14 protein-coding genes are annotated in these 19,664 nt (G+C 61.4%); 11 read left to right on the plus strand and 3 right to left on the minus strand.

Annotated features, from left to right (window positions below; genetic code table 11):
- Positions 1–8: 8 nt before the first annotated feature.
- From dgcA to ACM6IQ_RS26260, 5 genes are all read left to right on the plus strand, one after another.
- The gene (dgcA, locus tag ACM6IQ_RS26240; protein WP_017341193.1) at positions 9–2,069 is read left to right on the plus strand and encodes a dimethylglycine demethylation protein DgcA; all 2,061 of its coding nucleotides are present in this window, start codon (positions 9–11) and stop codon (positions 2,067–2,069) included.
- A 208-nt stretch (positions 2,070–2,277) separates the two neighbouring features.
- Positions 2,278–4,227 carry a dimethylglycine demethylation protein DgcB gene (gene dgcB, locus ACM6IQ_RS26245; protein WP_017341192.1) on the plus strand — a complete coding sequence of 650 codons (1,950 nt, stop codon included), beginning with the start codon at positions 2,278–2,280 and terminating at the stop codon, positions 4,225–4,227.
- Positions 4,227–5,447 carry an electron transfer flavoprotein subunit alpha/FixB family protein gene (locus tag ACM6IQ_RS26250; protein ID WP_414880195.1) on the plus strand — a complete coding sequence of 407 codons (1,221 nt, stop codon included), beginning with the start codon at positions 4,227–4,229 and terminating at the stop codon, positions 5,445–5,447. The genes dgcB and ACM6IQ_RS26250 overlap by 1 nt, the downstream gene beginning before the upstream one ends.
- A 15-nt stretch (positions 5,448–5,462) precedes the next feature.
- Positions 5,463–6,233: an electron transfer flavoprotein subunit beta gene (locus ACM6IQ_RS26255; protein WP_017341190.1), complete on the plus strand. Its 771-nt coding sequence runs from the start codon at positions 5,463–5,465 to the stop codon at positions 6,231–6,233.
- Between the two features lie 60 nt (positions 6,234–6,293).
- Positions 6,294–6,860 carry a GNAT family N-acetyltransferase gene (locus tag ACM6IQ_RS26260; protein ID WP_414880196.1) on the plus strand — a complete coding sequence of 189 codons (567 nt, stop codon included), beginning with the start codon at positions 6,294–6,296 and terminating at the stop codon, positions 6,858–6,860.
- 736 nt (positions 6,861–7,596) lie between these two features.
- Here ACM6IQ_RS26260 and gbcA read toward each other — a convergent pair.
- A complete protein-coding gene (gbcA, locus tag ACM6IQ_RS26265) occupies positions 7,597–8,892 on the minus strand; it encodes a glycine-betaine demethylase subunit GbcA (protein ID WP_031319164.1) in 1,296 nt (431 codons plus the stop codon).
- Between the two features lie 283 nt (positions 8,893–9,175).
- Here gbcA and gbcB point away from each other — a divergent pair, with 283 nt between their 5' ends.
- Entirely contained in the window at positions 9,176–10,276 is a 1,101-nt protein-coding gene (gene gbcB / locus ACM6IQ_RS26270) for a glycine-betaine demethylase subunit GbcB (protein ID WP_017341187.1), read from the plus strand.
- Between the two features lie 105 nt (positions 10,277–10,381).
- Here gbcB and ACM6IQ_RS26275 read toward each other — a convergent pair whose 3' ends face one another.
- Both ACM6IQ_RS26275 and ACM6IQ_RS26280 read right to left on the minus strand, forming a co-directional pair.
- Positions 10,382–11,206, minus strand: coding sequence for an SDR family oxidoreductase (locus ACM6IQ_RS26275; RefSeq protein ID WP_414880197.1), 825 nt, complete (start codon positions 11,204–11,206; stop codon positions 10,382–10,384).
- 245 nt (positions 11,207–11,451) lie between these two features.
- A complete protein-coding gene (locus ACM6IQ_RS26280; protein WP_017341185.1) occupies positions 11,452–12,492 on the minus strand; it encodes a low specificity L-threonine aldolase in 1,041 nt (346 codons plus the stop codon).
- 131 nt (positions 12,493–12,623) lie between these two features.
- Here ACM6IQ_RS26280 and ACM6IQ_RS26285 point away from each other — a divergent pair, with 131 nt between their 5' ends.
- The 5 genes from ACM6IQ_RS26285 (at position 12,624) to ACM6IQ_RS26305 (ending at position 19,539) form a co-directional block, all read left to right on the plus strand.
- Complete coding sequence (locus ACM6IQ_RS26285) at positions 12,624–13,340, plus strand: TraX family protein (RefSeq protein ID WP_414880267.1); 717 nt, start codon at positions 12,624–12,626, stop codon at positions 13,338–13,340.
- A 313-nt stretch (positions 13,341–13,653) separates the two neighbouring features.
- Positions 13,654–14,907 (plus strand): serine hydroxymethyltransferase, encoded by a 1,254-nt coding sequence (gene glyA, locus ACM6IQ_RS26290; RefSeq protein ID WP_017341183.1) that lies wholly within the window; start codon positions 13,654–13,656, stop codon positions 14,905–14,907.
- A 23-nt stretch (positions 14,908–14,930) separates the two neighbouring features.
- Positions 14,931–16,181, plus strand: coding sequence for a sarcosine oxidase subunit beta (locus tag ACM6IQ_RS26295; RefSeq protein ID WP_007947735.1), 1,251 nt, complete (start codon positions 14,931–14,933; stop codon positions 16,179–16,181).
- Between the two features lie 14 nt (positions 16,182–16,195).
- The gene (locus ACM6IQ_RS26300; RefSeq protein ID WP_017341182.1) at positions 16,196–16,525 is read left to right on the plus strand and encodes a sarcosine oxidase subunit delta; all 330 of its coding nucleotides are present in this window, start codon (positions 16,196–16,198) and stop codon (positions 16,523–16,525) included.
- Positions 16,522–19,539 carry a sarcosine oxidase subunit alpha gene (locus ACM6IQ_RS26305; RefSeq protein ID WP_017341181.1) on the plus strand — a complete coding sequence of 1,006 codons (3,018 nt, stop codon included), beginning with the start codon at positions 16,522–16,524 and terminating at the stop codon, positions 19,537–19,539. Before ACM6IQ_RS26300 ends, ACM6IQ_RS26305 begins: the two co-directional genes overlap by 4 nt.
- The last annotated feature ends 125 nt before the right edge of the window (positions 19,540–19,664 follow it).

Consider the following 19,664-nt stretch of genomic DNA (forward strand, 5'->3'; position numbering starts at 1 on the left):
ACCCCGCCATGGCTTTCGAAGCAATGTTCCAGCCGATCCAGATCGGCAAACTGACCATCCGCAACCGCGTGCTCAGCACTGCGCACGCCGAGGTCTACGCGACCGACGGCGGCATGACCACCGACCGGTACGTCAAGTATTACGAAGAGAAAGCCAAGGGCGGGATCGGCCTGGCGATTTGCGGCGGTTCCTCCAGCGTGGCCATCGACAGCCCGCAAGGCTGGTGGAAGTCGGTCAACCTGGCCGACGACCGGATCATCCCGCACTTCCAGAACCTGGCCGATGCCATGCACAAGCATGGCGCCAAGATCATGATCCAGATTACCCACATGGGCCGTCGTTCGCGCTGGGACGGCGAGCACTGGCCAACCCTGCTGTCGCCGTCGGGTATCCGTGAACCGGTGCACCGCGCGACCTGCAAAACCATCGAGCCGGAAGAAATCTGGCGGGTGATCGGCAACTATGCCAGCGCCGCCGCGCGGGCCAAAGCCGGTGGCCTGGATGGCGTCGAGCTGTCCGCCGTGCACCAGCACATGATCGACCAGTTCTGGAGCCCGCGGGTCAACAAACGCACCGACGAATGGGGCGGCAGCTTCGAGAACCGCATGCGTTTCGGCCTGGAAGTGATCAAGGCTGTGCGGGCTGAAGTCGGCCCGGATTTCTGCGTCGGCATCCGTCTGTGCGGTGATGAATTCCACCCGGACGGCTTGTCCCACGAGGACATGAAGCAGATCGCCAAGTACTACGACGACACCGGCATGATCGACTTCATCGGCGTGGTGGGTTCGGGTTGTGACACCCACAACACCCTGGCCAACGTTATTCCGAACATGAGTTATCCACCGGAGCCATTCCTGCACCTGGCCGCCGGTATCAAGGAAGTGGTGAAGGCCCCGGTTCTGCATGCGCAGAACATCAAGGACCCGAACCAGGCGACCCGTATTCTGGAAGGCGGCTACGTGGACATGGTCGGCATGACCCGCGCCCACATCGCCGACCCGCACCTGATCGCCAAGATCAAGATGGGCCAGGTTGACCAGATCAAGCAATGCGTCGGCGCCAACTACTGCATCGACCGTCAGTACCAGGGCCTGGACGTGTTGTGCATCCAGAACGCCGCGACCTCCCGTGAATACATGGGCGTGCCGCACATCATCGAGAAATCGACCGGTGTGAAGCGCAAAGTCGTGGTGGTCGGTGCCGGCCCTGCCGGGATGGAAGCGGCTCGCGTATCTGCCGAACGTGGCCACGACGTGACCCTGTTCGAGAAGAAAGAATTCATTGGCGGGCAGATCACCACCGCCTCGAAAGCCCCGCAACGGGACCAGATCGCCGGTATCACGCGCTGGTTCCAACTGGAGCTGGCGCGTCTGAAAGTCGACCTGCGCTTGGGCGTGGCCGCCGATGCGGCAACCATTCTCGACCTGCGCCCGGATGTAGTGGTGCTCGCCGTTGGCGGTCATCCATTCCTGGAGCAGAACGAACACTGGGGCGCGGCCGAAGGCCTGGTGGTCAGCAGTTGGGACATCCTTGACGGCAAAGTGGCGCCGGGCAAGAACGTGCTGGTCTACGACACCATTTGCGAGTTCACCGGGATGTCGACCGCCGACTTCCTCGCCGACAAGGGCTGCCAGGTCGAGATCGTCACCGACGACATCAAGCCGGGCGTAGCGATTGGCGGTACCTCGTTCCCGACGTACTACCGCAGCATGTACCCGAAAGAAGTGATCATGACCGGGGACATGATGCTGGAGAAGGTCTACCGCGAAGGCGACAAGCTGGTGGCGGTGCTGGAAAACGAATACACCGGCGCCAAAGAGGAGCGGGTGGTGGATCAGGTGGTCGTCGAAAACGGCGTGCGTCCGGACGAAGAAATCTACTACGCCATGAAGGAAGGCTCGCGCAACAAAGGCCAGATGGACATCGAAGCCCTGTTCGCGATCAAGCCGCAACCTTCGCTGAGCCAGGCGGGCGACGGCTACTTGCTGTTCCGCATCGGTGACTGCGTGGCGCAGCGCAACACCCACGCGGCGATCTACGACGCGCTGCGGTTGTGCAAGGATTTCTAACGGATAACCACCATCACCTGTGGCGAGGGAGCTTGCTCCCGCTGGGCTGCGAAGCGGCCCCAAAACCGGCAGTCGAGGTGTATCAGATGGATACCTGCGGCTGTTTTGGGAGTGCTTCGCGCTCCAGCGGGAGCAAGCTCCCTCGCCACAAGTAGTGCGTCGCTCTTACCGGCACGCACACGACCCTGCGGTCTTTGGGAGCTCCACCATGTTGAACACCCTTCTTCCAATCCTGTTGTTCGCTGCTCTGGGCCTTGCGGTTCTGGGCGCGTTGCGGCGGGTGGCTATGTGGCGCCGGGGCCGGGCTTCGAAAGTCGACCTGATCGGCGGCCTGTTCGCCATGCCCAAGCGCTACATGGTCGACTTGCACCACGTCGTCGCGCGGGACAAATACATCGCCAACACCCACGTCGCTACGGCCGGCGGTGCGGTGGCGTCCGCTGTGCTCGCGATTCTGGTGCACGGTTTCGGCCTGCATAACCGCTTCCTCGGTTATGCGCTGTTGCTGATGACGGCGGTGATGTTCGTCGGCGCGATCTTTGTGTACCTGCGTCGGCGCAACCCACCGGCCCGCCTGTCAAAAGGCCCGTGGATGCGTTTGCCGAAAAGCTTGCTGGCGTTTTCGGCGTCGTTCTTTCTGGTGACCCTGCCGGTGGCAGGCATCCTGCCGGAAAACTTTGGTGGCTGGATCCTGGCCGTGATCCTCGGGATCGGCGTGCTCTGGGGTGTCTCGGAATTGTTCTTCGGCATGACCTGGGGCGGGCCGATGAAGCACGCCTTCGCCGGTGCTTTGCACCTGGCCTGGCATCGTCGCGCCGAACGTTTTGGCGGTGGTCGTTCCACCGGTCTGAAGCCGCTGGACCTCAGCGATCCAAGCGCACCGCTGGGCGTGGAAAAACCCAAGGATTTCACCTGGAACCAACTGCTCGGTTTCGACGCCTGCGTGCAATGCGGCAAGTGCGAAGCCGCCTGCCCGGCGTTCGCCGCCGGCCAGCCGTTGAACCCGAAAAAGCTGATTCAAGATATGGTGGTCGGCCTCGCCGGTGGCACCGATGCCAAGTTCGCCGGCAGCCCTTATCCGGGCAAGGCGATTGGTGAGCACGCCGGCAATCCGCATCAACCGATCGTCAACGGTCTGGTGGACGCCGAAACCCTGTGGTCCTGCACCACCTGCCGTGCCTGCGTCGAGGAATGCCCGATGATGATCGAGCACGTCGATGCCATCGTCGACATGCGCCGCCATCTGACCCTGGAAAAAGGCGCGACCCCGAACAAGGGCGCCGAAGTCCTGGAAAACCTGATCGCCACCGACAACCCCGGCGGTTTCGCACCGGGCGGGCGGATGAACTGGGCGGCGGACCTGAACCTCACTCTGATGAGCGAGAAGAAATCCGTCGACGTGCTGTTCTGGGTCGGCGACGGCGCTTTCGACATGCGCAACCAGCGCACTCTGCGCGCTTTTGTCAAAGTGCTGAAAGCGGCCAAAGTCGACTTCGCCGTGCTCGGTCTTGAAGAGCGCGACAGCGGTGACGTGGCCCGCCGACTGGGCGACGAAGCAACCTTCCAGTTGTTGGCCAAGCGCAACATCCAGACCCTGGCCAAGTACAGCTTCAACCGCATCGTCACCTGCGACCCGCACAGCTTCCATGTGCTGAAAAACGAATACGGCGCTTTCGACGGCAACTACCTCGTTCAGCATCACAGCACCTACATGGCCGAGATCATCGGCGCCGGTGCCCTGAGTCTTGGCCAGCACAAAGGCAGCAGCGTGACCTATCACGACCCGTGCTACCTCGGTCGCTACAACGGCGAATACGAGGCGCCGCGTGAAGTGCTGCGCGCCCTCGGGATCGAAGTCAAAGAGATGCAACGCTCCGGTTTCCGCTCGCGCTGCTGTGGCGGTGGTGGCGGCGCGCCGATCACCGACATTCCGGGCAAGCAACGGATCCCCGACATGCGCATGGAAGACATCCGCGAAACCGGCGCCGAACTGGTGGCCGTGGGTTGCCCACAGTGCACCGCGATGCTCGAAGGCGTGGTCGAACCGCGTCCGTTGATCAAGGACATCGCCGAACTGGTGGCGGACGCGCTGCTCGAAGACGCAGCCCCAAGCAAACCGTCCACACCGGCCCAACGTGAACCTGCGGAGGCCCACTGATGAGCGACATTATCCGCCGTGACCCCCGCGCCGAATGGATTGCCCGTAACCGCCTGCACCCGCTGCACGCGGCCATGCAACCGGCGCAACACAGCTGGATGGGGCCGAATGGCGTCATCCGCAAAAATCCCCATGGCATGGGTTTCATCGGCCCGAACGGCATTAAACGGATCGACCGCAGCGGCGCTCAGCAGGGCGGGGCGACCAAACGCTCGGCCGCCGTTGAAGTGCAATTGCCGCTGCATCAGGTCCCTGCCCCGGCGTTCTACATCAGCGTGGTGCCCGACATGGTCGGCGGCCGCTTGAGCAGCCACGACCGCGACTTGCTCGGTCTGGCCCATCAATTGGCCGGCAAGGACGGCGCGGTATTGGCCGTGGTCTTCGGCGAACACAAGGAAAGTGTCTTCGCCACTGCCGGCGTCGATCGCCTGCTGGTACTCGAAGGCGACGAATTCAGCGGTTATGCACCGGAACAACGAATCCAGGGCCTGCGGGCTGTGGATAACCAGTTCAGCCCGCGTCACTGGCTGCTGCCGGACAGCCGCAGCGGTGGCGGCGAACTGGGTCGACGCTTTGCCGCTGCATTGGGCGAACGCCCGGCCACACGGGTCTGGCAGGTCAAGGATCAGGAATGCATCGGCCGCGCCGGTGCGGGTCTGCAAGACCTTGCACGTCCGATTGCACGCTTGATTCTGGCTGCCGTCGAATGTGCCGAACCCGTGAGCGAAACCCGACACGAAGCCTTGCCGGTGGAGTTATCCACAACCGTGGCGCGCAGTCTGTCGCGGATCGAGGATCTGGGCGCAGTGGCAGTGGACCCGGCGGCGATTCCGATGGCCGAAGCCGAGTTCATCTTCTCCGGCGGCAACGGCGTCAAGGACTGGGGACTTTTCCACAGGACCGCCGAAGCGCTCGGCGCCACCGAAGGCGCGTCCCGGGTGGCAGTGGACGACGGCTTCATGGCCCGTGACCGGCAGGTCGGGGCGTCGGGCACCTGGGTCACGGCTCGGGTGTACGTGGCGGTAGGGATCTCCGGGGCGATCCAGCACCTGCAAGGCATCGGTGCCTGCGACAAGGTGGTGGCGATCAACCTCGACCCTGGCTGCGACATGATCAAACGGGCCGACCTGTCGGTGATCGGCGAAAGCGCCGAGATTCTTCAAGCCTTGATCGCGGCGGTAGAGGCTTACCGCAACGAAGCCAAGCGCGATGCGGCTTAAGGGAAGGAAAGGGTTATGAGCACGAAAATCATCAGCCTGGTGTCCATCGGCGCCCACCCGACTTCCGGCCGGCCACGTCGCGCGGAGCAGGATGCGCGGGCCGTGGAACTGGGTCTGCAACTGGCTGGGGATAACTTGCAAGTGCTGCATGCCGGCGACGTCGCGGAACCGGCGTTGCGCGCTTATCTGGGCATGGGCCTGGAACAATTGCATGTACTGGAACAACCTCAGGGCGCCGATGCATTGCCGGCGTTGACCGCCTATCTGCGCGATGCCGGTGCGCAAGTCGTGCTGACCGGCAGCCAGGCAGAAACCGGTGAAGGCTCGGGCATGCTGCCGTTCCTGCTGGCGGAGAGCCTCGGCTGGCCGCTGGTGGTCGGGCTGGCTCAGGTGGAATCCATCGATGGCAGTACGGCGCTGGTGCTGCAAGCCTTGCCCCGTGGTCAGCGTCGTCGTTTGAAGGTCCGTCTGCCGTTTCTCGCAACAGTGGATAACGCCGCGCCGAAGCCTCGGCAGAGCGCCTACGGCCCGGCTCGGCGCGGGGTGTTGCAGGCGGATGAAGTCGAAGTGATCGACGATGACCTGCTGGCGGTCGCCACGTTGCAACCTGCCAAACCGCGGCCTAAACGCTTGAAAGTGATCAAGGCGAAAAGCGGCGCAGACCGGATGAAAGCCGCGACGGCCAAGGCCAGTGGCGGCGGCGGACAAGTGCTTAAAGGCGTGACTGCGCAAGCGGGTGCCGAGGCGATTCTCAAGTTATTGATCGAAGAAGGCGTGGTTCGCTGACTCACAACCACCACACATCAAATGTGGGAGCGAGCAAGCCCGCTCCCACAAGGAACAACAATGACCGTTGAATTCCGCTCGGCTCAGCGCACTGATGCGCGAGAGATTGCTCGTCTGTTCCAGATTTCGTCAGAGGGTGCTGCGGATTACATCTGGAGCCAGCTGGCAGAGCCCGGCCAGGATCTATTGGACGTGGGCGCCAGTCGTTATGCCCGCGACGATGTCGATTTTTCTTATCAGAACTGCCTCATTGCCGAAGCGGACGGGCAGGTCATCGGCATGATGCACAGCTACACGATGCGCCACGATCCCCTGGCCGAACCCACCACCGACCCGGTGCTGGCGCCGTATGCCGACATGGAAATCCCCGATACGCTCTACATCTCCAGCCTGGCGCTGCACGAAGGCTGGCGCAATCAGGGGCTGGGCAAGCAGTTTCTCGCCCATGCTCACGAGCGCGCCCGCCAGTTGGGCCTCAAGGGGTTGAGCCTGATCGACTACGCCGTCAACACCGGCGCCCGTCGGTTCTACGAGCGACATGGCTTTCGAATCGTCGATACCTGCCAGATCACCCCTCACCCGATGATTCGGGTGACCGGTGAGGCCTATCTCATGCAGTGGCCCTAGTGGGACTGGACCGCCAAGCGACGCTGGCGATCCTGTCCTGTTTCAACAGGTTGCGATGACGTTACCCACAATCCCTGTTAGCGCTTCTGTGGATAACATGTTCGCCCATCGCTGCACGCCATGAAAACAAAGCCCTGCAAGCCTTCGTACAAAAAACAACCAGCCTAACTTACGGTTTTTTCGGGCTTTTTCCCGAGGATAAGTTGATGCGGGCGGCAAAACTTGCCCCCAATCTCTGTTGGCGCTTCTGTGGATAAGATGTTCGCTGTCCGCTACAGGCCATATAAACCGGGCCTGTCAGGCGTCTGATTAAAAAACAACCAAATAGCCGATTTACGCGGATAAACCTTTCGCAAACCCCGATTTATCGCGGCTTTCGAAGGTTTTCCACAGACTCGCCAAAGTTGCCCCCAAAGTCTGTTGGCGCTTCTGTGGATAAGGTGTTCGCCATCCTCTGTGAGCCTTTAAAACCGTGGCCTGCAAGAATCAGATCAAAAAACAACCAATCGTTGCTGAAAACCCTGCTTCTGGATAAGTCACGGATTTTCTTCAGTTTCCGTGACGAATATGGGGGCGATAAACCGAGTTGTCCCCATTTGCTGTGGGTGGACGTGTGGATAACTTGTTGGCTAACCGCTACAGCCCCCTATCCGCAGCAGCTCTAAAGCAATTGGTCGAAATTTGAACAATAAAAAACCGCGAAACATGTTCGCGGTTTTTTTGTCCCGGGGATCGGTCAGCCCTGAACCGGAACCCCTTTGAGGTAAGGCGCAGGTTCCGCGCCCAGGTTGTTCAGCAACCGCTCGCTGTACCAGTCCACAAAGTTCACCACGCCAAACTCATAAGTCTTCGAGTAAGGCCCAGGCTGGTACGCGGTGGAGTTGATCCCGCGCTGGTTCTCTTCAGCCAGGCGACGGTCCTGGTCGTTGGTCGCATCCCAGACCTGGCGCATGCGCTCCACGTCGTAGTCCACGCCTTCAACGGCATCCTTGTGGACGATCCACTTGGTGGTGACCATGGTTTCCTGCGCGCTGATCGGCCACACCGTGAAGACAATGATGTGGTCGCCCATGCAGTGGTTCCACGAGTGCGGCAGGTGCAGGATGCGCATCGAGCCCAGGTCCGGGTTCTTGATGCGGCCCATGAGTTTGGCACAGCCCTGTTTGCCATCCATGGTCATCGACACGGTGCCCTTGAGCAGCGGCATGCGCACGATGCGGTTACGCAGGCCGAAGCTGGCGTGGGCGTAAGGAATCTTCTCGGCTTCCCAGGCAGCGGCGGAGGCAGCGACGTGGTCCTTGAACGCCTGGTCGGCGCGCGGGTCGGTGACGTCGTCCCATTCCAGCAGGGTTTTCAGCAGTTCCGGGTGCGACGCGTTGCAGTGGTAGCACTCGCGGTTGTTTTCCAGGACCAGTTTCCAGTTGGCCTTTTCCATCAAGGTGGTTTGCACCGCCACCTTGGTGTTCTCCATGTCGTACGGTTCCATGTAATGGTTCAGCGTCGACAGGAAGTCATCGATGGCCGGCGGGTTCTCCGACAGGCTGATGAAAATGTAGCCGCCGGCGGTCTTCACGTTCACCGGTTTGAGGCCGTACTGCTTCATGTCGAAATCGGCGCCCATTTCGGTGCCGGCGAACAGCAGGCGGCCGTCCAGCTCGTACGTCCACTGGTGGTAGTGGCAGACCAGCTTGGCGACCTTGCCCTTTTCACTGGTGCACAGCCGCGAACCGCGGTGACGGCAGACGTTGTGGAACGCATGCACCACGCCTTCGGCGCCGCGAATCACGATGATCGGGTTCTTGCCGACCTGCAGGGTCAGGTAGTTGCCCTTGGTCGGGATTTCGCAGGTCATGCCGGCAATCAACCACTCTTTCTGGAAGATTTCCTGCATGTCGATATCAAACAGCCGCTCGTCAGAGTAAAACGGCTGCGGCAGCGAGAAAGTACGCTCGCGCTCTTGCAGCATCTGCGCAGTGGCCTTGCGTGCGGGTTCCAGTGGATCGCCCAGGCTCAGGGTAGTGGTGACGTCCATCATTTAATCCTCAAGGCCATTCTGTGTGGCCGGCGAAAGTGGCTAATCAGGTTTGCTACGCAAGGGTGTAAAGAGTGTGTCTTGGTATGGGGCGAGTGTGGGGCCGGCGCTACCCAGAACCTTATCCATGGGCGACATGGCCCAATCTGTTCCCGACGCGCAACCCTCGGTAGTTGGGGGCTGGTCGCGATAAGTATGTGAATGTCGCAGATAGGTAAATGGGTGGTTCACGCTATACGCAGAATCGCCAACATAAGGCCGACCATCGGCGGTGGAGAACAGCATGTCCAACAGCTTCCTGAATCCGGTAACTACCCAGACCTGGGCCAATGGCCGACACATTGTCCGTTGCGTCAAAGTCATCCAGGAAACCTGGGATGTGCGCACCTTCTGCTTTATGGCCGACCAGCCGATCCTGTTCTTCTTCAAGCCGGGCCAGTTTGTCACCCTGGAGCTGGAAATCGAAGGCGTGCCGATCATGCGCTCCTACACCATTTCCAGCTCGCCATCGGTGCCGTACAGCTTCTCGGTGACCATCAAGCGCGTACCGGGCGGCAAGGTATCGAACTGGTTGCACGACACCTTGCACGAAGGTCAGGAACTGGCGGTACACGGGCCGGTCGGGCTGTTCAACGCCATGGATTTCACCGCGCCGAAAGTGCTCTATCTCAGCGGCGGTGTCGGCATCACGCCGGTGATGTCGATGGCGCGCTGGTTCTACGACACCAACGGCAACGTCGACATGGTGTTTATCCACAGCGCCCGTTCGCCCAAGGACATCATTTACCACCGCGAGCTGGAACACATGGCGTCGCGGATCGACAACTTCAGCCTGCACCTGATCTGCGAGAAGCATGGTCTGGGTGAACCGTGGGCCGGTTATCGCGGTTACCTGAATCACAAGATGCTGGAACTGATGGCACCGGACTTCCTTGAGCGCGAAGTGTTCTGCTGCGGGCCGACGCCGTACATGAACGCTGTGAAACGCATGCTCGAGGCTGCTGGTTTCGACATGAAGCGGTATCACGAGGAGTCCTTCGGTGCCACGCCACCGGAAGCCCGCGCCGATGCGGTGGAGCAAGCCGAAATTGCAGCCGAAGCACCGGACATCGATGTGGCGGATCTGCATCAAGTGGAATTCACCGCGTCCGGCAAGAGCATTCGCGTTGCGCCGGGAGAAACGGTCCACGCCGCTGCTGCCAAGCTGGGGCTATTGATTCCGAAGGCCTGCGGGATGGGGATCTGCGGCACGTGCAAGGTGATGAAGCTGGGAGGCGAAGTCGAGATGGACCACAACGGCGGGATCACCGAGGAAGACGAAGCCGAGGGATACATTCTTTCGTGCTGCAGCGTGCCGAAGGGTGATGTGCGCATCGAGTTTTAAACCTGTGGGAGCGAGCCTGCTCGCGATAGCGGTCTGTCAGTCAACATCTCTGTTGGATATGACGGCCTCATCGCGAGCAGGCTCGCTCCCACAAGGATTAGTGCTTCAGTCCACAAACAAGTCGGTCATCAGCTTGTCGTTGGTGCCGGGCTCAAAGCGGTAGTGATCAAATTCGGTCGCGCCATTCTCTCGCAGAATCTCCTCATCAATCAGCAACCGCCCAGTAATGCTGCGACCACTGCTGTCCAGGATCACATGGGCCGCATCGGCCATGATCGCCGGCGTACGCGCATGCTTGAACGACTCCCGTGACCCCAGCTGAAACTCGATGGCGGCGGTGGCGATCATGGTCTGCGGCCACAGCGAATTGACGCTGATGCCGTAGTTCCTGAATTCCTCGCTCATGCCCACCGTGAGCATGCTCATGCCGTATTTGGTCACGGTGTACGGGCTGTATTGGGCGAACCATTTGGTGGCCAGGTTGAGCGGTGGTGACAGGTTGAGGATATGCCCGCTGCTTTTTTTCAGATAGGGCAGGGCAGCCTGACTGCACAGCAACACCGCGCGGGTGTTGATCTGGTGCATCAGGTCAAAGCGCTTGAGTTCGATGTGCTGAACGCCCGTCAGCTTGATTGCGCCGGCGTTGTTGATCAGCGCATCAATGCCGCCGAAATGTTCGTTGGCCTGGGCCAGCGCTTCACGCACCGCGACTTCATCACGCACATCCACCTGCAAGGCCAGCGCCTTGCCGCCTGCGTCCTCGACTTCCTTCGCCACACTGAAAATCGTACCCGGCAGTTTGGGATGAGGCTCGGCACTTTTGGCCGCAATCACAATGTTGGCCCCGTCCCGCGCCGCCCGCAGTGCGATCTCACGACCAATCCCGCGACTGGCGCCGGTAATGAACAGGGTTTTGCCTTGTAAGGACATGCGTGCGCTCCTGATTGTTATTGTCTGAGCGAATCGAGTGGCTCGCAGGACAATGTAGACCAAGAGGCTGTGGTGAGTGGCGAGTGAGCTTTTGTGACGAGGGCGCTTGCTCCCGCTGGGCTGCGCAGCAGCCCCAAATACGGAGGATGCGGTCTGTCAGGCAGACCGCGATGGCGGTTTTTGCGACGGCTTCGCCGCTGGGCGGGAGCAAGCTCCCTCGCCACAGGGGGGGATCGGGGTGCTGGTTAGCGGGACATGACTTCCCGGATGTCCGCCGCCAGTTCACGAACGCGTTCTTCTTCGGTGTCCCACGAGCACATGAAGCGTGCGCCGCCGTTGCCGATGAAGGTGTAGAAGCGCCAGCCCTTGGCGGTCAGCGCGGCAATGGCCGGTTCCGAGAGTTGCAGGAACACGCCGTTGGCCTGCACCGGGAACATCAACTCAACGCCCTGAATGTCGCTGACCAGTTCGGCCAGCAACTGCGCGCAGTGGTTGGCGTGGCGGGCGTATTTGAGCCAGGCGTCGTTTTCCAGAATCCCGACCCACGGCGCCGAGAGGAAACGCATCTTGGATGCCAGCTGACCGGCCTGTTTGCAGCGGTAGTCGAAGTCTTCGGCCAGTTTGTGGTTGAAGAACAGAATCGCTTCACCCACGGCCATGCCGTTTTTCGTGCCGCCGAAGCACAAGACATCGACCCCGGCCTTCCAGGTCAGGTCCGCTGGCGAGCAGCCAAGGAATGCACAAGCATTGGAGAAGCGCGCGCCGTCCATGTGCAGGTTCAGGCCCAGCTCTTTGCAGGTGGCGCTGATGGCGCGGATTTCTTCCGGGGTGTAGATGCTGCCGACTTCGGTGGCCTGGGTCAGGGTCACGACGCGCGGTTTCGGGTAGTGGATGTCCTGGCGCTTGAGGGCCACTTCGCGGATCGATTCCGGGGTCAGCTTGCCGTTTTCGGTGCGGGCGACCAGCAGCTTGGAGCCGTTGGAAAAGAATTCCGGCGCGCCGCATTCGTCGGTTTCGACGTGGGCGGTTTCCGAGCAGATCACGCTGTGGTAACTCTGGCACAGCGACGACAGGGCCAGGGAGTTGGCGGCGGTGCCGTTGAAGGCGAAGAACACTTCGCAGTCGGTTTCGAACAGTTTGCGGAATTGATCGGACGCGCGAGCGGTCCACTCATCGTCGCCATAGGCGCGTTGGTGGCCGTGGTTGGCCTGTTCCATGGCGGCCCAGGCTTCAGGGCAGATACCGGAATAGTTGTCGCTGGCGAATTGTTGGCTCTTGTCGGTCATGGCCGGCTTCCGTGGTCGAGGCTCCTATGGTGAAGAGCTTCGTGGTCAATGATGGTGCGCACTTTACCGAAGATCGTCCGGGGAGCACACGGGATGTCACTGTCAGAACATTACAAGGACACCGGGCAATTATGCACATGACTCAACGCGACGGGGCACTCGATCTGCTCAAGTGGCTGGCGCTATTGAGCATGGTGCTCGATCACCTGCGATATGTCGGTTATTCCGTCGATATTCTGTATGTACCGGGGAGGCTAGCGTTTCCTTGGTTTTGTTTAGCGATAGCGGCCAATCTGTCGCGCGCCGGTGCAGCGACGACCGACGGCCAGTGGCGTTATCTGGGTTGGTTGCTGCTGTTCAGCGCCATCAGTGAAATTCCCTACCGGATGTACATTCCTGATCCGGACACCTTGAACGTGTTGCCTACGCTGGCGCTTGGGCTGCTGGTCGCGCGCGGCTGGCGGCACGAAACGCTGCACTCGCGACTGCTCGCGGTGGGTGCTCTGACCGTGGCAGCACTGTTCTCGGAGCGACTGATGTTCGGTTTCTTCGGCGTTCTGCTGCCGCTGGCCATGTTACTGGTGATCAAGCGGCCCTGGTATTTCAGCCTGTTACCCGGACTGGTCTGCCTGGCCGCCAACCAATGGGAGGTGCTGTATCACTCCGCCAGGTTTGGAAATGGTGCAGCCATCCTTGGCATCGCCACTTGCCTGATCGCGCCATTGCCAGGGCTGCTCTTGTTGCGACAGGCCAGGCATTTCAAACCGCCGCCGATGCGGCGTTGGGCGTATGCGCTCTATCCCGTACATTTTCTCGTTCTTCTGGCCTTGCGCCAACTCCTGTCCTGACTCCAGCCCTGTGGCGAGGGAGCTTGCTCCCGCTGGGCTGCGCGGCAGCCCGACACCCAGCAAATGCGATTCTGCAGTTAGATCGAGTTTGTCGGTTTTACGACTGCTTTGCAGCCGAGCGGGAGCAAGCTCCCTCGCCACAAGAGCCTTTGCCGGCCATCCTTTGCAGCCCATGTCGTAAACGCACCTTTGCGTGGCGTCCGTAGGCATTTGACCTGTCTGCGCCGGTCATACCATCGCATCAAAGGGCACTGCCGACAGGTACGTGCCTCACCGAGACGAATGGCGCACCGCCGCCGCTGGGAGAGACGCGATGTTCAGCAAGCAAGACCAGATCCAGGGTTACGACGATGCACTGCTGGCGGCGATGAATGCCGAAGAGCAACGCCAGGAAGATCACATCGAGCTGATCGCGTCAGAGAACTACACCAGCAAACGCGTCATGGAAGCGCAAGGCAGTGGCCTGACCAACAAATACGCCGAAGGCTATCCGGGCAAGCGCTACTACGGTGGCTGCGAGCACGTGGACAAGGTTGAAGCCCTGGCCATCGAACGCGCCAAGCAGTTGTTCGGCGCCGATTACGCCAACGTGCAGCCGCACTCCGGTTCCTCGGCCAACAGCGCCGTGTACCTGGCCCTGCTGCAAGCCGGCGACACCATTCTGGGCATGAGCCTGGCCCATGGCGGTCACCTGACCCACGGTGCCAAGGTGTCGTCCTCGGGCAAGCTGTACAACGCCGTGCAGTACGGGATCGACACCAAAACCGGTCTGATCGACTACGACGAAGTCGAGCGCCTGGCCGTCGAATGCAAGCCGAAGATGATCGTCGCCGGCTTCTCGGCCTACTCCAAGACCCTCGACTTCCCACGCTTCCGCCAGATCGCCGACAAGGTTGGTGCGCTGCTGTTCGTCGACATGGCCCACGTCGCCGGCCTGGTCGCTGCCGGCCTGTACCCGAATCCGCTGCCTTACGCCGACGTGGTCACCACCACTACCCACAAGACCCTGCGCGGTCCGCGTGGCGGCCTGATCCTGTGCAAGGCCAACGAAGAAATCGAGAAGAAGCTCAACGCGGCAGTCTTCCCGGGTGCCCAGGGCGGCCCGCTGATGCACGTGATCGCCGGTAAGGCCGTGTGCTTCAAGGAAGCGCTGGAGCCCGGTTTCAAGGCTTACCAGCAACAAGTGATCGACAACGCCCAGGCCATGGCCGGCGTGTTTATCAAACGCGGCTACGATGTAGTGTCCGGCGGCACCGATAACCACCTGTTCCTGGTCAGCCTGATCCGTCAGGGCCTCACCGGCAAAGAGGCGGATGCAGCACTCGGTCGCGCCCACATCACGGTGAACAAGAACGCTGTCCCGAATGATCCACAGTCGCCGTTCGTCACGTCCGGCCTGCGCATCGGCACCCCGGCGGTGACCACGCGCGGCTTCAAGGTGACCCAGTGCGTCACGCTGGCCGGCTGGATCTGCGACATCCTCGACAACCTCGGCGACGCCGATGTCGAGGCCAATGTCGCGCAGCAAGTGTCGGCCCTGTGCGCAGATTTCCCGGTTTATCGCTGAGCGCGGTTTTGGAGTAAATGACTATGCAACGCTATTCGGGCTTCGGCCTCTTCAAACACTCCCTCAGCCATCACGAAAACTGGCAGAAGATGTGGCGCACGCCGACCCCTAAAAAGGTCTATGACGTGGTCATCGTCGGCGGTGGCGGGCATGGTCTCGCCACGGCTTACTACCTGGCCAAGGAGCACGGCATCACCAACGTGGCCGTGGTCGAAAAAGGCTGGCTGGGCGGCGGTAACACCGCGCGCAACACCACCATCGTTCGCTCCAACTACCTGTGGGACGAGTCGGCTCACCTGTACGAACACGCAATGAAATTGTGGGAAGGCCTTTCCCAGGACCTGAACTACAACGTGATGTTCTCCCAGCGTGGCGTCTACAACCTGTGCCACACCCTGCAGGACATCCGTGATTCCGAGCGTCGGGTCAGCGCCAACCGCCTCAACGGCGTGGACGGTGAACTGCTCGATGCCAAGCAAGTGGCCGACGAGATCCCGTACCTCGACTGCTCGAAGAACACTCGCTACCCGGTGATGGGCGCAACCGTTCAGCGTCGCGGCGGCGTGGCCCGTCACGATGCCGTGGCGTGGGGCTTTGCCCGTGCCGCCGACGCACTGGGCGTGGACCTGATCCAGCAGACCGAGGTGATCGGCTTCCGCAAGGAAAACGGCGTGTGCATCGGTGTCGAAACCAACAAGGGCTTCATTGGTGCCAAGCGCGTCGGTGTGGTCACGGCCGGTAACTCCGGGCACATGGCCAAGCTGGCCGGTTTCCGTCTGCCGATCGAATCCCACCCGCTGCAAGCGTTGGTGTCCGAGCCGATCAAACCGATTATCGACAGCGTGATCATGTCCAACGCCGTGCACGGCTACATCAGCCAGTCCGACAAGGGCGACCTGGTGATCGGCGCCGGCATCGACGGCTACAACGGCTACGGCCAGCGTGGTTCGTACCCGGTGATCGAGCACACCATCCAGGCCATCGTCGAGATGTTCCCGGTGCTGTCCCGCGTACGCATGAACCGTCAGTGGGGCGGCATCGTCGACACCACGCCGGATGCCTGCCCGATCATTTCGAAAACCCCGGTCCCGAACATGTTTTTCAACTGCGGTTGGGGCACCGGTGGCTTCAAGGCCACACCTGGCTCGGGCAACGTGTTTGCCGCAAGCCTGGCCAAGGGTGAAATGCACCCATTGGCCGCACCTTTCTCCATCGACCGTTTCCACAACGGTGCGTTGATCGACGAACACGGCGCTGCTGCGGTTGCCCACTAACAGGAGAAATCCCCATGTTGCATATCTTCTGTCCTCACTGCGGCGAACTGCGCTCCGAAGAGGAATTCCACGCATCCGGCCAGGCGCACATCCCGCGTCCACTGGACCCGAACACCTGCACCGACGAGGAGTGGGGCGACTACATGTTCTTCCGCGACAACCCTCGCGGTCTGCACCATGAACTGTGGATTCACGCCGCCGGTTGCCGTCAGTACTTCAACGCCACCCGCGACACCGTGACCTACGAGATTCTCGAGACCTACAAGATCGGCACCAAGCCACAATTCACCGACAAGACCGATAGCCCGAAAGCGGCCACCACGGCTCTGGGAGAGAAGGTATGAGCCAGATCAATCGCCTGTCCAACGGCGGACGGATCGACCGCAACAAAGTGCTGAGCTTCACCTTCAACGGCCAGGTCTACAAAGGCTTTGAAGGCGATTCCCTGGCCGCAGCCCTGCTGGCCAACGGTGTCGACATCATCGGTCGCAGCTTCAAGTACTCCCGTCCGCGCGGCATCTTCGCGGCCGGCGCTGAAGAGCCGAACGCCGTGCTGCAGATCGGCGCGACCGAAGCCACGCAGATCCCGAACGTACGTGCCACGCAACAAGCGCTGTATCAAGGTCTGGTCGCCACCAGCACCAACGGCTGGCCAAGCGTGAACAACGACATGATGGGGATTCTCGGCAAGGTCGGCGGCAAGCTGATGCCTCCGGGCTTCTACTACAAAACCTTCATGTACCCGCAATCGTTCTGGATGACGTACGAGAAGTACATCCGTAAGGCCGCCGGCCTTGGCCGCTCGCCGACCGAGAACGATCCGGACACCTACGACTACATGAACCAGCACTGCGACGTGCTGATCGTCGGCGGTGGCCCTGCCGGCCTGGCCGCTGCATTGGCGGCTGCGCGCAGCGGTGCTCGCGTGATCCTCGCCGATGAGCAGGAAGAGTTCGGCGGCAGCCTGCTCGATTCCCGCGAAAGCCTCGACGGCAAGCCAGCCACCGAGTGGGTCGCCAGCGTCATCGCCGAGCTGAAGGACACCCCGGACGTGCTGCTGTTGCCGCGCGCCACGGTCAACGGTTACCACGACCATAACTTCCTGACCATTCACGAGCGCCTGACCGATCACCTCGGCGACCGCGCCCCGATCGGCCAGGTGCGTCAGCGCATCCACCGGGTTCGCGCCAAGCGCGTGGTCCTGGCGACCGGTGCTCACGAACGTCCACTGGTGTATGGCAACAACGACGTGCCGGGCAACATGCTCGCCGGCGCTGTCTCGACTTACGTGCGCCGTTACGGCGTGGCACCGGGCAAGAAACTGGTGCTGTCGACCAACAACGATCACGCCTACCGCGTTGCCCTGGATTGGCTCGATGCCAGCCTGCAAGTGGTGGCCATCGCCGACGCCCGTAGCAATCCGCGCGGTGCATTGGTTGAAGAAGCGCGCGCCAAAGGCATTCGCATCCTGACCGGTAGCGCCGTGATCGAGGCCCGTGGCAGCAAGCACGTGACCGCCGCTCGCGTCGCCGCGATCGATGTCAAGGCGCACGCCGTGACCAGTCCTGGCGAATGGCTCGATTGCGATTTGATCGCCAGTTCCGGCGGTTACAGCCCGGTGGTTCACCTGGCGTCGCACTTGGGTGGCAAGCCGATCTGGCGTGAAGACATCCTCGGTTTCGTACCGGGCGAAGCACCGCAGAAACGCGTGTGCGTCGGTGGCATCAACGGCGTCTACGGCCTCGGCGATTCCCTGGCCGATGGTTTTGAAGGCGGCGCTCGCGCAGCCAGTGAAGCCGGTTTCAGCGTGGTCGAAGGTACTTTGCCGAAAGCCCTGAGCCGTCTGGAAGAGCCCACCCTGGCGCTGTTCCAGGTGCCGCACGAAAAGAACACCGCACGGGCGCCGAAGCAATTCGTCGACCTGCAAAACGACGTCACCGCTGCCGCCATCGAACTGGCGACCCGCGAAGGCTTCGAGTCGGTCGAGCACGTCAAACGCTACACCGCACTGGGCTTCGGTACTGACCAGGGCAAGCTCGGCAACGTCAACGGCCTGGCCATCGCCGCCCGTTCGTTGAACGTGACCATCCCGCAGATGGGCACCACCATGTTCCGTCCGAACTACACGCCGGTGACCTTCGGCGCCGTGGCCGGCCGTCACTGCGGGCACATCTTCGAACCTGTCCGCTTCACCGCGCTGCATCACTGGCACGTGAAGAATGGCGCCGAGTTCGAGGACGTCGGTCAGTGGAAACGTCCGTGGTACTTCCCGAAAAACGGTGAAGACATTCACGCCGCAGTGAAACGCGAATGCAAAGCCGTGCGCGACAGCGTCGGCCTGCTGGACGCATCGACCCTCGGCAAGATCGACATTCAAGGCCCGGATGCGCGCGAGTTCCTCAACCGCATCTACACCAACGCCTGGACCAAGCTCGACGTGGGCAAGGCCCGTTACGGCCTGATGTGCAAAGAAGACGGCATGGTCTTCGACGACGGCGTCACCGCTTGCCTCGCCGACAACCACTTCGTGATGACCACCACCACCGGCGGCGCTGCACGCGTGCTGCAATGGCTGGAAATCTACCAACAGACCGAATGGCCAGACCTGAAGGTGTACTTCACTTCCGTGACGGATCACTGGGCAACCATGACCCTGTCCGGGCCGAACAGCCGCAAGCTGCTCAGCGAAGTCACCGACATCGACCTGAGCAACGAAGCCTTCCCGTTCATGACCTGGAAAGAAGGCCTGGTCGGCGGTGTGCCGGCGCGGGTGTTCCGGATTTCGTTTACCGGTGAGCTGTCCTACGAAGTCAACGTGCAGGCCGACTACGCCATGGGCGTGCTCGAGAAAATCGTCGAGGCCGGCAAACAGTACAACCTGACCCCGTACGGCACCGAAACCATGCACATCCTGCGGGCCGAGAAGGGCTTCATCATCGTCGGTCAGGACACCGACGGCTCGATGACCCCGGACGATTTGAACATGGGCTGGTGTGTCGGTCGCACCAAACCGTTCTCGTGGATCGGCTGGCGTGGCATGAACCGCGAAGACTGCGTACGTGATCAACGTAAACAGCTGGTCGGCCTGAAGCCGATCGATCCGACCAAATGGCTGCCGGAAGGTGCGCAACTGGTGTTCAACACCAAGCAGACGATCCCGATGACGATGGTCGGTCACGTCACTTCCAGCTACCTGCACAACTCCCTGGGCTATTCGTTTGCCATGGGCGTAGTGAAAGGCGGTTTGAAGCGTATCGGCGAACGGGTGTTCGCACCGCTGGCGGATGGCAGCGTGATCGAGGCGGAAATCGTTTCTTCGGTGTTCTTCGATCCGAAAGGTGATCGCCAGAACATCTAGTGGCCTCGGGTCCTGTGGAGAGTCTGCTACCGCAATCGCTAGCAGGCTAGCTCCCACCGGGGAACGCGGTTGAATGTGGGAGCTGGCCTGCTGGCGATGACGGCAGTGCAGCCACCACAGGAACC

It is taken from the genome of Pseudomonas sp. IT-P100, from assembly GCF_949767185.1.
GTDB classification, from domain to species: domain Bacteria; phylum Pseudomonadota; class Gammaproteobacteria; order Pseudomonadales; family Pseudomonadaceae; genus Aquipseudomonas; species Aquipseudomonas fluorescens_B.